Here is a 15,393-nt window from a genome sequence, read left to right as displayed (position 1 = left end):
TACCTCAAATAGCTTATAAAACTCATCATCCAATCTGATGATACCGAAGGATTAACAATGAAAAGACTCGGACTTTTGGCAGTTTTCGCTGCAACACTGACTGCAGGTTGCGCTTCAAATACTCAGCAAGACAACTTTCGTGAAGCCTCTTTTGAGCTGTGTAATACCGAAGTCGATATCTACTCAGTAAGCCATGATGAGCGAATTCGTATCGTCTGTTCTGATGGTTCTAAATTCGCTTTGAACAGCGAAGATACGCTAGAAGTAATGCGTGATATCAACATCGACTATTGTGATGGCGAAGGCTTAGGCAAATTCAACGAGAGCCGTAGCTACTACTCGTTTAGATGTAAGTCAGGTACTTTACTGAGCATCAAAAAGTAAAACCGATACCAGCAAACAACAAAGGGTTGATGTGCAAACATCAGCCCTTTTTTAGTACCCGCTCCTTATTACTCAGACAGCTAATCTTCAAACGTAAAAAAGGCTCCTATCGAGGAGCCTTTCAAATCGTATTTTTCAAAGTAGTCGTTTGAAATTCTAGGAGAGCACGCGGAGCTTACGAATGTAAGTGAGCATGCTCAACAACGACTTTATTACTTACGTATACAAAAAAGGCCCCAAAGGGACCTTTTAAACTCTTTTCAAAGTAGATGAACGAAGTTTAAGGAGCTCACACGGAGTTTGCGCTAGCAAATAAGTATGTGCGACACAGAAATTCGTTCACTCTACGCAGAAAAAATTATGCGTAAACCGGTAGACGCTTACAGATATTTAATACTTTTGCTTTAGTTGCTTCGATAACAGACTCATCACCCATGTTATCTAGGATGTCACACATCCAACCTGCTAGCTCTTTCGCGTCTGCTTCTGAGAAACCACGACGAGTAATAGAAGGAGAACCGATACGGATACCTGAAGTAACGAACGGGCTACGTGGATCGTTTGGTACTGAGTTCTTGTTCACTGTGATGTTAGCTGAACCTAGTGCTGCATCTGCTTCTTTACCTGTGATGTCTTTGTCGATTAGGTCAACTAGGAACAGGTGGTTCTCTGTAGAACCTGAAACGATGTTGTAACCGCGTGCTAGGAATTCAGCCACCATTGCTTTTGCGTTAGCAACAACGCGAGCTTGGTATTCCTTGAACTCTGGCTCTAGAGCTTCTTTGAACGCTACTGCTTTACCAGCGATAACGTGCATTAGAGGACCGCCTTGGCCGCCAGGGAATACTGCTGAGTTTAGCTTTTTGTAAAGATCTTCACCTTCGTTAGAAAGAATAAGACCACCACGAGGACCAGCAAGCGTTTTGTGCGTTGTCGTTGTTACAACGTGAGCGTGTGGAACTGGGTTCGGGTAAACGCCTGCAGCGATTAGACCGGCAACGTGAGCCATATCTACGAAGAAGTAAGCACCTACTTTGTCAGCGATTTCACGCATGCGCTTCCAATCACAAACTTGAGAGTAAGCTGAGAAACCACCGATGATCATCTTAGGTTTGTGCTCGATAGCTAGCGCTTCCATCTCTTCGTAATCGATTTGACCTGCTTCATCGATACCGTAAGGGATGATGTTGTAAAGCTTACCAGAGAAGTTTACTGGAGAACCGTGAGTTAGGTGACCACCGTGCGCTAGGCTCATACCTAGAACAGTATCGCCAGCATTCAGTAGTGCCATGTATACAGCGTTGTTTGCTTGAGAACCTGAGTGAGGTTGTACGTTCGCGTATTGAGCGCCAAACAGTTCACATGCACGTTCGATTGCTAGAGTTTCAACTTTATCTACGAACTCACAACCACCGTAGTAACGCTTACCAGGGTAGCCTTCAGCGTATTTGTTTGTAAGTTGAGAACCTTGAGCTTCCATTACACGTGGGCTTGTGTAGTTTTCTGAAGCGATAAGTTCGATGTGCTCTTCCTGACGAAGAGTTTCTTCTTGGATAGCTGCGAATAGGTCCGCATCGTAATCAGCAATGTTCATGTCACGCTTAAGCATCTGTATCTCCTGACTCAGATTGTACTGAAAGTTTCAAAAAAACCACACAACGACAGAAAGCAAACGTTTCCGTCACCGTTTTGATGTGACGCATTCTACATAATTTGATCTAGGTCATAAAGAGCTAATTGCAATTTTATCATGCAGTTTTTTCATAATCACATATAAGATTCATCATGGTTATTAAGCTTATCCAACCAAAGATGACGCTTACTGTCAATTTTACGCTTTACACCCTGTAAAACGCAGATTACATAGGTTTACCTTAATTTTGCCCCTCAAGCTACCGAAAGCTAAGGTTTTTCTCTACTATGCACGCCTTTATTGGTTAGGTAATTATTAAAACGATGGAAAAACACTCACGTAAAGAAGATTGGGTAGCTATTCTCACTGGCACGTTTTTAGTGGCGTTAGGCGTCTTCTTTTTACAGTCAGCGAACCTGCTTACCGGTGGTACTACTGGCTTGGCTCTGCTTTTGAGTCAATTCTTACCTGTAACCTTCGGTATTTTGTACTTTGTGGCCAACTGTCCATTCTATTTATTAGCGTGGAAACGATTTGGCCGTAGCTTTGCCATTAGCAGTGCAATTGCTGGTGCGTTAGTTTCTGTGTTTGCCGATCATTTATACCTCGTTATCTCACTAGAAGTTCATAACGAGATCTACTGTGCTGTTGCCGGTGGCTTATTAATGGGCTTAGGTATGTTAATCCTATTCCGTCACCGCTCAAGCTTGGGTGGCTTCAACGTATTATGTTTGTTCATCCAAGACCGCTATGGCATCTCTGTAGGTAAAACTCAGATGGGCATTGATGCCTGTATTCTGTTTGCGTCTTGCTTCTTCGTATCGCCTTGGGTAATTGCCGTTTCGGTATTGGGCACCGCAGTATTGAACATCGTATTAGCAATGAACCACAAGCCTACTCGTTACTCGGTGAATTACGCGTCTTAATACCCATCCCCCTATGAATTACTAGCTGTTTTTAGTAACAAAAACAGCTAGAATTTAGGTTTTATAAACCGTTGCCTTTTCTATGCAAGATTACCTCTCCAGCGCCAAAGACCAACAAGCCTCTATTTATATTGAAGGCTTGGAGTTCAACCCCAACACACGAGTCTTAAGCTGCGACGAGCAGGTCATTGATTTAGAGCCTCGTTCTATCGAGCTCTTAGAGTTATTTCTTACCAGCGTTGGTCAACCGCTCGCCGCCGAGCACATCATTGAATCTGTCTGGCAAAGCAACTTCATTTCCAAAAATGTTCTGACCAACCGAATCAGTACCTTACGTTCAGTACTTCAAAAACACCTGCCTGATAGCGACGCAACCAAAATACTAGTGACTTACCCACGTAAAGGCTATTTTCTAAACCCAAACTCGGTTAGTTTTGCCGCGACCTCCCCTGAAACTGCAACGAATGATGCAGAACTGGAATCTCCAGTCAGTCAAGAAAGGAATAGATCTAATCCAGTTAACCCTTGGTTAGTCGTGGTGTCTTTGGCTTTACTGATCAGCACTGCGGTAATGAGTTACATGCTTTGGCAATCTCCCACTCGCGCTTCAGAAATTGAACGTGACCAACGATTGATTCCTAAGGTTGAGCTTCTCCTAAACCGATTGGATGCCATTGGTGAGAATTCCAGAAAATACCGAAAAGTCGTAAAAGCACTATTACTTCAACAACAGATTGAATACGCCTACACCGATCTTGCTAACCAAGATGCGCCAAGCTACTTCCTTGACCCTATTGATAGCTCTCCCTTCTTTCCGGGCGCAAAGAACATGCGTACCAGTGATTACCTGCTTAACATTCAGCTCAAAGATCAAGAAGTGGACAAACGCCTTATCACAAAGATAAGCCTGATTTACCCAAACTCAGGGAAGCTCGCATTTGGTGGTGTTTACTCTATTGATGTCAATAACATCAGCAGCAGCCTTATGGAGATCAACCGAGAGCTAGCTAACTACTTTGCACTGCCAGCACCATTACCACCAGAATGGTCAGTCGACAATGCCGAAGTCAGCGAATTGCTAAGTGGAAAAGCCATAGCGCTGGATGGCATCAAGCTCAATACCATGACGTCGACTCTGATTGCGCGTCAACTTGCGCTATTTGAAACAGATCAGAAGAAGCTCGTCGCGTTCACTAACCTTGTTCAAACTCGTTTTAACCGACTACCAGACGAACTGAAGCTGTGGCTTGGTATCATTCATTTCAAACTAAGAGACCTGCAAACCGCAAAAGAGCTTCTGACCAATACCTCAGGCAACTCTAAGATCGAAAATGCGTTGGTTTATATGATGGTTTCTCATATCGCTTATAAGCAAGACAACATGGAGAAGTTTCGCCTGAACTACATGGAGTCTCTAGTTGCCTTATTGAGAGTGGTTCCATCCGAAGATCTATTCGCCCGGCTATCCAAACCAGAATCAAAATCGACCTGCCTGCAACCTTGGAAGAGCTTGAAGCTAAGCGTTAAAGACCCACTTATCATAAAACAGTGGGAAAGCTTAATGCTGAATTACTGCACAGCTGTTGGGCAACAGATCTCAAATCAAAACAAAAAACCATTTAAAATAAACAACTTAAACATAAATTAAGATCTTATGTGACTTCGTTTTTTGCCCTATTTACTCTTCGAACAATAACATTCCTAAAAACATAGGGCCCATCAAGGGCTTCCAACTTTAGGAATGTTCAACATGAAAAAAACAATGACGCTGCTAGCGACCTCTCTCTTTGCTCTCTATGGTTGTGGCGGCGGGGGTGGTTCTTCTTCTGGTTCAACAGGTGATAGCAAAGGTCCAAACAATCAGGTTGATTACCCTATTGAGAGCTCTGCATTTGCCCCTAAATCAGAAACAACATTAGGCTACTCATTTACCAAAGATGATCAGGCTGAAGGCGTGATGACAATGAGCTTCACACCTGTAAGCGGTGAACTCATTATTGCAGGGTTAAAAGAAGAGGCCGGCAATGAAGAGGTCGTTCAAGTTATCAATGACCTGATCAATTACGGCATCACCGAATTTTATGTTTCTGAAGACATCATGACGAATGCTGAAGGTACACAAGAAGACGGCAGCATTTATTTTGCAGGCCCCGACCGTGGGTTACACGAAATCACCAACGCTTACTTCATTGGTAGCCAATACATCACGAGAATGATGTACAGCAGCCCAATGTTCCGTTTGAAAGGAACAGACGTAAGAGAGAGCAACCCGATCATTGACATCAGTGAGGAAACCGTTTCGTTACAAGTCACGTTAGATGGCGAAGCAGTCGCTAACATGCTGAATGACTTTGAAGATCACTCGTGGGTAACAAGCCTTCCAACCGACGCCTCGTGCCGAGTCACATGGCAACAACAGATTGAAGAAACAGGTGTACGTAAGAGTTTCAAGATCTCTGATAAATCGATCGAAGCTGCGAACCTAACAGAGAAAAACACCTACAACATCAACTGTGAAGGCATGGATTCCGCAGAATTTGGCACATCATCAGAGCGCTGGTTCAACCCAAGCATCGGCTTAATTGAACAGATTGAATTGATATCTGTAGAGCAATCTACTATTGAAGAATCAGCAGCGATACTGACCTCAATTAGCTAGCCTTGACTTAGATTCACTAAACCTAAGCTTAACCGTGTGCTAACCGCAAACAATAAAAAAGGCTTTGGGGAGCACTCCAAAGCCTTTTAGCAGCCGAATCCTTTAAGGGGAATGAGAATCAAGCCGATTGAAATAAAAACAAGGCTAACCTTCGATCAAGAGAATACGAGTCTCGTAAGGTTGCAAAACTTGATGATGAGACGCCACTAAACTCTCGCTCACTTGATAATTAGACAACAAGCTCTTAGCCTTCGCCATCTCAAAATGTTCAGGTAAAACGCATTCAGCCTCTTCACCATAATAGTTGTTAATGCACAGCAGAGTTTGTCCTTCACTCTCACGAACATACGCAAAAATGGATGGATGCTCAGGCAGTAGGTCTTGATAGCTACCATGAGTAATCACCGGCACTTCTTTACGCAATTCAATCAAACTCTTATAGAAATAGAAGACCGAGTCTTTATTTTCAAGCGCTTGCTCAGCGTTGATCTCAGTGTAGTTATTCGCAACATCTAACCATGGCTGTGATAGCGAAAAGCCAGCGTAAGGCTCACTGTTCCATTGCATTGGTGTACGAGAGTTATCACGAGATTTCTGCGCTAAAATCGCCATCATATCTTGATGAGTAACACCGTCACGATTCACCATGATGTCGTACATATTGGTACTCTCTACATCACGATACTGGCTGATCTCGGTGTAACCCGGGTTGGTCATGCCAATCTCTTCACCTTGATAGATATACGGCGTGCCTTGCATCATATGGACTGACGCAGCAAGCATCTTGGCTGATTCAACGCGATATTGTTGATCGTTACCTAAGCGGCTCACGACTCTTGGTTGGTCGTGGTTACACCAGAATAGTGCACCCCAACCTTTTCCGTTCAAGCCAGTTTGCCAGTGGTTAAAGATCGACTTGAGCTGTAAGAAATCGAAGGGAGCGTTGGTCCATTTCTCACCATTGGTGTAATCGACCTTAAGGTGGTGGAAATTAAACACCATCGATAGCTCGCTGTTATCAACGTTTGAATATTGCTGACAATGCTCCAACGTGGTTGAAGACATCTCGCCGACGGTCACGCTACCGTATTTCTCGAATACCGCTTCGCTGATCTCTTTTAGATATTCGTGCACACGTGGGCCATCGGTATAAAAACGACGACCATCACCGATATCATCATTAGGGAAGTCTTGCTGCTTCGAAATCAGGTTAATGACATCAAGGCGGAAACCATCGACGCCCTTTTCAGCCCAGAAGCTGATAACGTCTTTCACTTCTTCACGTACAACCGGGTTCTCCCAATTAAGGTCAGCCTGTTCTTTGGCGAATAAGTGTAGGAAGTATTGTCCAGTCGCCTCATCTAATTCCCATGCATTACCACCGAACTTAGACTGCCAGTTCGTTGGTGCTTGGCCAGCTACTGGATCTTTCCAGATGTAATAATCGCGGTACGGACTGTTTTTGTCGCCCAAAGCAGATTGAAACCATGCATGCTCTGTCGAAGTGTGGTTTACCACGATATCCATCACGATACGGATGCCACGTTGGTGCGCTTCAGACAGCAATAAGTCGAAGTCTTCCATGGTGCCGAATTGAGGATTAATCGCGTAGTAGTCTGAAATATCGTAGCCATTATCGATCATAGGAGATGCGTAAACAGGGGTTAGCCAAATCGCATCCACGCTCAAGTTTTTGAGGTAATCCAGTTTCGAAATGATCCCTTTGATATCGCCAGTACCTTTACTGCCACTGTCACAAAAGCTCTTTGGGTAGATTTGATAGATGGTTGCGGTTTTCCACCAGCTTTCATCATGTTCAGTCATCGCCATCTCTAACACTCACTTACCTGAAAATATAAAATAAAAATCACCATGCTTACATGGTCGAATAGCCGTTATAACTAAAAGAAAAAGCTATAAATAAGAGAAAAAGCGATGACTTACTTGAAGTCATCGCTTGTTAAATGCATTACGCGTTGGCGGTTTCTAGCTCGCCTTTCATCTGTGCTCGTTTATAGAAGAACAATGTCAGCGTTATCGGCAGTACAACCGCCACCAGCATCGCGACTAAGTAAATCGACCAATATTGAGGTTGAATCGATAGGATGCCCGGCAAGCCGCCGACACCGATACCATTCGCCATCACCCCTGCGCTGCCACAAATCGCGGCGGCCGCAGCACTACCTATCATTGCGCTCAACATTGGGAATTTATATTTAAGGTTGATGCCGTACATCGCTGGTTCCGTCACACCTAGGTACGCTGAGATTGCAGCTGGTACTGAGATGTCTCGCTCGCCTTCACGCTTACTCAAAATAATAATGCCAACTACAGCAGATGCTTGTGCAATGTTTGATAGCGCAATCAAAGGCCAGATTGGTGTGCCACCTAAGTCTTGCATCAGTTGTAAGTCCACAGCGTTGGTTGTGTGGTGAATACCTGTGATAACCAAAGGTGCGTATAAAAAGCCAAATACTACTGACCCAAGAATCGCGAAGTCGCCGGTCATTGCCACTTTGGCAGCGAATGCCACACCATCACCTAACATACGACCGAATGGGCCAATGAAAGCGTGCGCTAGAATCACAGATAAGATGATCGAGACAAATGGCACGACAACAAGGTACAGATAAGAAGGAACAATGCGCTTAAGGTTGGTCTCAATAAAAGCCAGAGCCACACCCGCTAACATCGCAGGGATCACCTGAGCCTGATAACCGACCTTCTCAATCACGAACAAGCCAAAGTCCCACACCTCAGGTACCGATTTACCTATCATGTAAGCGTTCATCAACTGTGGGGAAACCAAGGTCACACCGAGCGTGATGCCCAAAATAGGGGTTCCACCAAGTTTCTTAACCGTTGCCCAACACACACCAACTGGTAGGAAGAAGAAAATCGCTTCGCCAATCAACCATAAGAAAGAGTGAACGGTTGCCCAGAACTGGCTGATCTCAACTAAGGTTTTGCCGTCGAACATGCGAATGTCGCCAATCACATTACGGAAACCAAGAATCAAACCACCCGTAATAATGGCAGGCAGCAGTGGTACGAAAATTTCGGCTAAATGGGAGATACCACGCTCAAGGAAATTCATGTTTTGACGAGCAGCCAACTTCGCCTCATCTTTTGATGATGCATCTTTACCCGTTTGCTCAATCAGAAGTGCGTACACCTCATCAACCTCGGTGCCAATCACGACTTGGAATTGACCTGCGTTCGTAAAGCAGCCTTTTACCAGTTTAAGCTTCTCTAATTCTGCTTTGTTCGCTTGTTCCGTATCGTTCAATACAAAACGCAGTCGAGTTAGACAATGGCTGACACTCGCAATATTCTCTTTGCCACCGACTAACTCGATAAGACGCGCAACGTCTTGCTTCGCTATCTTACTCATACTACCCCACCCTGGTTTCATTCAATTACTCTTCTAAACCATGCAGCTATAACCACTCGATTCAGATTAATGGGAACATTCCCAATTACGGATATTATAATGCCCTCATGAATAATAAATTAAAATGGGAACAGTCCCATTAATTGAAAGAGATCACACTCTAATTTTAATCTAAGCGGTTCAATTTCGCTTGATTGAGTGGATTATAGGATAGGAGATTGAGTGTGATGAGAGATCTCTGCATTGCCTAAAAGCTGAGAGATCAATAGATTAGCGGCTAACTTCCCCGCAGATTGATATCCAGGATCAATGCTAAATACTCGAGGGAACAAGAAGGAGAGAAGATCATTGCCACCAACGCCAGTCACCACCACATCTTCACGTTGTAACTCTTGCAGACGTTTGATTACGCCAAGAGCCAGTGTATCACTCGCACAGACAATCGCTTGAGTCGCAGGAGCAAGCACCTCATCCACCAACTGATAAGCGCTTTCATGATGAAGTTGACCAGTACGATAGTTCGCAATTGAACCTGTATTTTCACACCACTCGAGATAAGCCTTAAGACGCAGTTCACCGGTTGATTTGTCACTAGGATCAACGCCAATGAAGCCAACCTCAGAGATCCCCTGATCTGCTAAATGCGTTAACGCACTATTGATCACCTGTTGGTTATCATAGTTAATCGACGTCACGTTCTCGGTATCCAGAGCAATCACCACCGCTTTGTGTTCCCAAGCTTCAATCGCAGGAATATCACAGTCAGTAAAACCGAATACAATGATGCCGTCTACATTGCGACGCTTGAGAACCTGCAGATGCTCATTGGCTTTTTCTCTATCAAGCTGACTTTCCATGATCACCACATCGTAATCCGCTCGATACAATTCGGCCAGCATCGTACTTACCGCTTTGTTTTCAGAAGGAGAGTCCAGACGAGAAATGATTACGCCGATGACTTTTTGACTGCCACCGCGCATAGACTGTGCAGACTTTGAAGGCGAGTACCCAGATTCTTGAATTACTCTTTCCACCCTTTCACGGGTTTCAGGTTTCACTTTTGGATCATTGGTCAGAACGCGAGATACGGTTGACTTACCAACACCGGACAGCTTAGCAATATCGAGAATAGTGAGTTTTTTGCTCATAAAAAGTCTAACGTTAAAGGGAAGATAGGAAAAAGCGAGGGCATATTCCCTCACTTAACTGTTTGTAAATCCTAGAAGTTAACTATGACTTACTTTCGGCAATTTTTATAGACGACACGACCAAGTTCTAGACGTGCGTTGTCACCTTTAGTGCGTAAAGTGACGCTGTTAATCAGTTCAGAGGTTCCATCATCTAAGATGTATTTCGTTCCTGAACCTGCTGGAACTTGAGTCAGACGGTATTCATTCTCAGGGAGACGTAATACCGCTTTTTCATTATCAAGGTAAGCCACTTCAAACGAAACGTCAGACTCACATTGATAAGTCACGAATTGATTATCCGATGCTGCGCTCTCAGTCTCAGGAGCTGCTGATTTAGAGCACCCGACTAATGCAACTGAACATAGAGATGCTACTAACATAGCTTTCATACTTCGTTCCTCATCTTTATATAGTGGGCAAATATGGTGGACAACACTCATTTGCATACTGAGCGATAGGTCTGTGTTTAGCCTTTTAAATATGCAGGTACATCTTTAATGCTATCTAGCACGACACTGGCAAGTACCTCACCCTTTTCAGTCACGGGTTTACCGGTTCTCACCAATACTCTGGTACCAACACCAGCGGCTTCTGCGGCCATCATGTCTTCAGCTTTATCACCAATCATGACAGAGTTAGCCATATCAATTTTGAGAAAGTCACGCGCTGAAATGAACATACCAGGTTTAGGCTTGCGACATTCACAATCTTGCTTATAGTCGCCAATGCCGTGTTCAGGGTGATGAGGACAGTAATAGATACCATCTAACTCAACACCATTATCGACAAAGTTCCAATCCATCCACTGCGTCAAAGAAAGAAAACGATCTTCGCTAAACTTGCCACGAGCAATACCAGATTGGTTGGTCACAAGTACCAATAAATAGCCCATATCTTTAAACGCTTTTGCCGCTTCAAACACACCATCGATGTATTCAAAGTCATGCTCATCATGTACGTAGCCATGATCAACGTTAATCACACCATCACGATCTAAAAAAACAGCCGGTTTAGACAAAATTCAGTTCTCTATCAACTCTCTATTAATCATTAATTATTACACGCTTTATTTGCTTCATCACTATCTATTTAGTTTTGCGTTCGTTAACGATTTGTTTCTACCTTAGCAACACAATCGACGTTTAGCCGTCTAGACGTAAAAATATCTATTGACTTAGATCATAGAACACCATAGCATCGTCTGTAAATCGAGCGAGCTATCGACATATTATTCTGTTCCACCTGCACGGGTTTCTCTATGATTAAAGTGAATCAAGTCAACAAGGTTTTTTATCAAGGCACTAAAGAAATCAATGCCTTAATCGATATCAACCTTCACATACCTCAAGGTCAAATCTTTGGAGTTATCGGCTCTTCAGGTGCAGGAAAAAGTACCCTGATCCGTTGTGTAAATATGTTGGAAGCCCCGACCTCAGGTGAAGTGATTGTTGACGGTATTGACCTGACAAAGCTCAGCAAATCAGAACTCAGCGAAGCTCGCCGTAACATCGGCATGATCTTCCAACACTTCAATCTGCTGTCTTCTCGTACTGTATTTAACAACGTAGCACTGCCTTTAGAGCTTGCTGGTAGAGATAAAGCTGCGATTGAAGCGAAAGTGAGTGAACTACTTGAGCTTGTTGGTCTATCGGATAAGCGTGATACCTACCCTGCGAACTTAAGTGGTGGTCAAAAGCAGCGTGTCGCGATTGCTCGTGCGCTAGCGTCAGACCCAAAAGTACTGCTATGTGATGAAGCGACCAGTGCGTTGGATCCAGCAACGACTCAATCTATTCTTGAGCTGCTACGTGAAATTAACCGTAAGTTGAGTATCACTATCCTACTGATTACTCATGAAATGGATGTGGTTAAAAGCATCTGTCACGAAGTAGCGATCATTGGTGATGGTGAGCTAGTAGAGAAAGGCACTGTGGGTGAAATATTCGCACACCCTAAAACAGAGCTGGCACATCAGTTCATTCGTTCAACGCTCGATCTAACGATTCCTGAAGATTACCAAGCACGTTTGCAAGATACTCGCGTAAACAGCAGCTATCCACTGGTACGCCTTGAGTTTACAGGTGCAACGGTCGATGCTCCGTTGATGACGCAAATCGCACGCAAATTCAACATCGACGTTAGCATCTTAAGCTCTGACCTTGATTACGCCGGCGGCGTGAAGTTCGGCATGATGGTTGCTGAATTGTTCGGTAATGAAGCAGATGATAATGCTGCTATCCAATTCCTACGCGACAACAATGTAAAAGTAGAGGTGCTTGGCTATGTCCTTTAGTTTCAACGAGATTGCTGACTGGATCAGCCTTAACGGTAACCTTCTATTAGGCGCAACAGGTGAAACTCTTTACATGGTTGCTGTTGCAGGCATCGTTGGTTTCGCTGTCGGAATCCCATTAGGCGTGATTCTACACACGACTAAAAAAGGTGGTCTGTTAGAGAACACCAAGCTAAACAAAATTCTTGGTGCGGTTGTCAACGTAGGCCGTTCCGTGCCCTTCTTAGTACTGATGGTTGCAATCATCCCACTGACTAAGATGTTGATTGGTACCTTCATCGGTACAACCGCAGCGATTGTTCCACTAACGATTGGCGCTATCCCATTCGTGGCTCGACTTATCGAAAGTGCGCTACTTGAAGTACCAACAGGTCTAGTAGAAGCAGCTCAATCAATGGGCGCAACACCAACACAAATCATCAATAAGGTTCTGCTTCCTGAAGCACTTCCGACTATCATCAACTCAGTAACGATTACGTTAGTGACTCTGGTGAGCTACTCAGCAATGGCCGGAACTGTAGGCGGCGGTGGCCTAGGTGATGTCGCGATTCGTTACGGATTCCACCGCTACGATGTGACCATCATGGCTGTGACAGTAGTAATGTTGATTGTGCTTGTACAAATTATTCAATCAATCGGTGATTCATTGGTTCGCCGCGTTGACCACAGATAAAGACTCAGCGTTAAAACGCAAACTATCTAAGACAAGAGTCGTCTGAACCAAATTAAATAGATTTATTAAAAGGAGATTATTATGAAATTTAGCCTTAAAGGTTTACTGACTATCGCAGCGGCAGCTTCAGCGCTAGTACTAGCAGGTTGTGGCGAGAAAGAAGTGGATACTTCTAAAATCAAAGTTGGCGTAATGGCAGGTGCTGAAGCACAAGTTGCAGAAGTAGCAGCTAAAGTAGCAAAAGAGCAGTACGGCCTAGATGTTGAGTTAGTGACGTTCACAGATTACGTAACACCAAACGCAGCGCTAGATGACGGTTCTATCGATATCAATGCATTCCAACACGCACCGTACCTAGATCAGCAAGTGGCTGACCGTGGTTATAAGCTAACAATCGCTGGTAACACGTTTGTTTACCCAATTGCGGGTTACTCTAAAGAAGTTAAATCGGTAGACGAAATCCAAGACGGTGCTCGTATTGCTGTACCAAACGATCCAACTAACCTAGGTCGTTCTCTACTGCTTCTTGAGCAACAAGGTCTACTTGAACTTCGTGAAGGCGCTGGTCTTCTAGCAACCGTTCGTGACATTGTGGGTAACCCTAAGAACCTAACGATTGTTGAACTAGACGCAGCTCAACTGCCACGTTCTCTTGATGATGTTGCACTGTCTATCATCAACACAACTTATGCGAGCTCTATCAACCTGACTCCGCAAAAAGACGGCATCTTCGTTGAAGACAAAGACTCTCCATATGTAAACCTAATCGTTTCTCGTGAAGACAATCTAAACGCTGAAAATGTACAGAACTTCGTAAAAGCTTACCAAACTGAAGAAGTGTACAACGCAGCTTCTGATATCTTCCAAGGTGGCGTAGTTAAAGGTTGGTAATCAACTAAACGACAGCACTGTATAGATACCCGAAGGGGCTGACATAACGTCAGCCCCTTTTTATTGGTTATGATTTACAAGAAAGTTCGACTTACCACCAAGCTTCCACTTGCATACCAACACTCACTTCACTGTTTTTACCTTCACCGAAGGCATTGTCGTTTTCAGCATCGTTTAGGTAAGTCGCAAAGATACGGAATTCAGGACGAGACCAGAAGCCCACTTGTGGAACCCAGGCCTGAGCGATTGTGAATTTACCACCCGCCCCATCTTTGTTATCGATAGTTTCAACAAAGCCACCAATTTCAAGAATGGTGCGCATACGCTTGTCCCACTTGTAAAGCGGGCGAATTACCGCACTGAAAGAATCATCATCGCTATTATTGGCGCCAACACCGGTTGATACTGCATAACGTACTGTGTGGCCAAACTCGATGTTCTCGCCAACCGCAAGCACGCCCCAGTTAATCAATCGGAAACCCTCGGCGTCATTATTGTTTGCATCACGTACGATGCCCTTACCGGTACCAAACGTTGTCATCTGCTCGGCATAGCCAGAGTTAGCAACCTGTAGAATCGTTTTGTTGAAGCCACCAGAAAGGTTTTGATTCAAACTTGCCGTTAACATTACGCTGTCATCCGCGTCGATCGTTTGACCTTGTTTTTCATTGGCGAAGTTCATATCAATGCCGACCTCAAGATCCGCATTTTTCCACAATGGAATCCCGGCATAGCGCACGTCTGCAATCATGGCTGTGGTTTCTTTGCCATCAAATACATCACCCGTAACGGTGTCTTGAATCAAAGCTACCGATAATTTACCTGGGCCCATATTGATGTGTTCAACACCAGCACCAATACCACTTACGTCCCAGTAGTAGTTGTCAACGATGTGTACATCATGACGCTGGTAGTAACGTTCACCCGCCCAAATTCCAATGTCCTTATCTTCAAAAAGCCCCACAGCCTGAACATTCAATTGCACCACATCAACGCTTTTATCCGCCGCGTTTTCATCTTGGCCTTGCCAGTACGACAACATGGAATCAACTAAAAATGAAACGTCGTCCTCAGCATACACCTCTTTCTTAAAACCAAACTCACCATACAGGTCATTTTCGTTGCCGAGTCGGCCAACTTTACTCACCTCCCACTTGCTGTTTGAGCCGCCTTCATTACTCAGGCCAACGCCTCCGCGCATGTAACCATTGAACTCCAATGGCGTGGTTTCATCAGCGTATAAATTAGAGGCAAGTAAAGCAGTAGAGAGTGCAGCAGCAATAGGTAACAGTTTCATCGTCCATTCCTTTCAGATCTAGAATCAGGTTATTTTTATATATGGGAACATTC

General features: G+C 44.3%; 14 protein-coding genes. 7 read left to right on the top strand and 7 right to left on the bottom strand.

All coding sequences use genetic code 11. The features are described from left to right. Positions 1 to 57: 57 nt before the first annotated feature. The gene (locus NX845_RS07705) at positions 58 to 384 is read left to right on the top strand and encodes a hypothetical protein (protein ID WP_004736794.1); all 327 of its coding nucleotides are present in this window, start codon (positions 58 to 60) and stop codon (positions 382 to 384) included. Positions 385 to 742: 358 nt separating this feature from the next. Here NX845_RS07705 and glyA read toward each other — a convergent pair whose 3' ends face one another. Next, positions 743 to 1,993, bottom strand: a complete 1,251-nt coding sequence (glyA, locus tag NX845_RS07700) for a serine hydroxymethyltransferase (RefSeq protein WP_017095533.1) — start codon at positions 1,991 to 1,993, stop codon at positions 743 to 745. 347 nt (positions 1,994 to 2,340) lie between these two features. Between glyA and NX845_RS07695 the strand changes: the two genes are divergently transcribed. From NX845_RS07695 to NX845_RS07685, 3 genes are all read left to right on the top strand, one after another. Further along, entirely contained in the window at positions 2,341 to 2,943 is a 603-nt protein-coding gene (locus NX845_RS07695) for a YitT family protein (RefSeq protein WP_016784986.1), read from the top strand. Positions 2,944 to 3,025: 82 nt separating this feature from the next. Then, positions 3,026 to 4,591, top strand: a complete 1,566-nt coding sequence (locus NX845_RS07690) for a winged helix-turn-helix domain-containing protein (RefSeq protein ID WP_065681354.1) — start codon at positions 3,026 to 3,028, stop codon at positions 4,589 to 4,591. Positions 4,592 to 4,693: 102 nt separating this feature from the next. Beyond that, on the top strand, positions 4,694 to 5,602 hold the full coding sequence (locus tag NX845_RS07685) for a hypothetical protein (protein ID WP_260256754.1): 909 nt from the start codon (positions 4,694 to 4,696) through the stop codon (positions 5,600 to 5,602). A gap of 144 nt (positions 5,603 to 5,746) precedes the next feature. On the opposite strand, the gene treC is transcribed toward NX845_RS07685, so the two are convergent. The 5 genes from treC to gmhB all read right to left on the bottom strand — a co-directional run bounded on the left by treC (position 5,747) and on the right by gmhB (position 11,204). Continuing rightward, on the bottom strand, positions 5,747 to 7,432 hold the full coding sequence (gene treC, locus NX845_RS07680) for an alpha,alpha-phosphotrehalase (protein ID WP_102482491.1): 1,686 nt from the start codon (positions 7,430 to 7,432) through the stop codon (positions 5,747 to 5,749). A gap of 139 nt (positions 7,433 to 7,571) precedes the next feature. Further along, complete coding sequence (treB, locus tag NX845_RS07675) at positions 7,572 to 8,996, bottom strand: PTS trehalose transporter subunit IIBC (protein ID WP_016791314.1); 1,425 nt, start codon at positions 8,994 to 8,996, stop codon at positions 7,572 to 7,574. Between the two features lie 203 nt (positions 8,997 to 9,199). Then, positions 9,200 to 10,144, bottom strand: a complete 945-nt coding sequence (gene treR / locus NX845_RS07670) for a trehalose operon repressor TreR (RefSeq protein WP_004734376.1) — start codon at positions 10,142 to 10,144, stop codon at positions 9,200 to 9,202. Between the two features lie 89 nt (positions 10,145 to 10,233). Further along, on the bottom strand, positions 10,234 to 10,575 hold the full coding sequence (locus tag NX845_RS07665) for an MliC family protein (protein ID WP_260256753.1): 342 nt from the start codon (positions 10,573 to 10,575) through the stop codon (positions 10,234 to 10,236). A gap of 77 nt (positions 10,576 to 10,652) precedes the next feature. Then, positions 10,653 to 11,204, bottom strand: coding sequence for a D-glycero-beta-D-manno-heptose 1,7-bisphosphate 7-phosphatase (gene gmhB, locus NX845_RS07660; protein ID WP_260256752.1), 552 nt, complete (start codon positions 11,202 to 11,204; stop codon positions 10,653 to 10,655). Between the two features lie 240 nt (positions 11,205 to 11,444). On the opposite strand from gmhB, the gene metN reads away from it, so the two are divergent. From metN to NX845_RS07645, 3 genes are all read left to right on the top strand, one after another. Continuing rightward, entirely contained in the window at positions 11,445 to 12,479 is a 1,035-nt protein-coding gene (gene metN / locus NX845_RS07655) for a methionine ABC transporter ATP-binding protein MetN (protein ID WP_004734373.1), read from the top strand. Further along, positions 12,469 to 13,152, top strand: a complete 684-nt coding sequence (locus NX845_RS07650; RefSeq protein ID WP_004734372.1) for a methionine ABC transporter permease — start codon at positions 12,469 to 12,471, stop codon at positions 13,150 to 13,152. The genes metN and NX845_RS07650 overlap by 11 nt, the downstream gene beginning before the upstream one ends. A gap of 81 nt (positions 13,153 to 13,233) precedes the next feature. After that, positions 13,234 to 14,043 carry a MetQ/NlpA family lipoprotein gene (locus tag NX845_RS07645; RefSeq protein ID WP_102444495.1) on the top strand — a complete coding sequence of 270 codons (810 nt, stop codon included), beginning with the start codon at positions 13,234 to 13,236 and terminating at the stop codon, positions 14,041 to 14,043. 91 nt (positions 14,044 to 14,134) lie between these two features. Here the strand turns inward: NX845_RS07645 and NX845_RS07640 are convergent, their stop codons facing one another. Next, on the bottom strand, positions 14,135 to 15,340 hold the full coding sequence (locus tag NX845_RS07640) for a carbohydrate porin (RefSeq protein ID WP_260256751.1): 1,206 nt from the start codon (positions 15,338 to 15,340) through the stop codon (positions 14,135 to 14,137). Positions 15,341 to 15,393 lie beyond the last annotated feature (53 nt).

This window comes from Vibrio sp. NC2, from assembly GCF_025195005.1.
Lineage (GTDB): Bacteria > Pseudomonadota > Gammaproteobacteria > Enterobacterales > Vibrionaceae > Vibrio > Vibrio splendidus.
The sequence above is the reverse complement of the archived record's forward strand: the minus strand, read 5'-3'. Positions and strand labels throughout refer to the sequence as shown.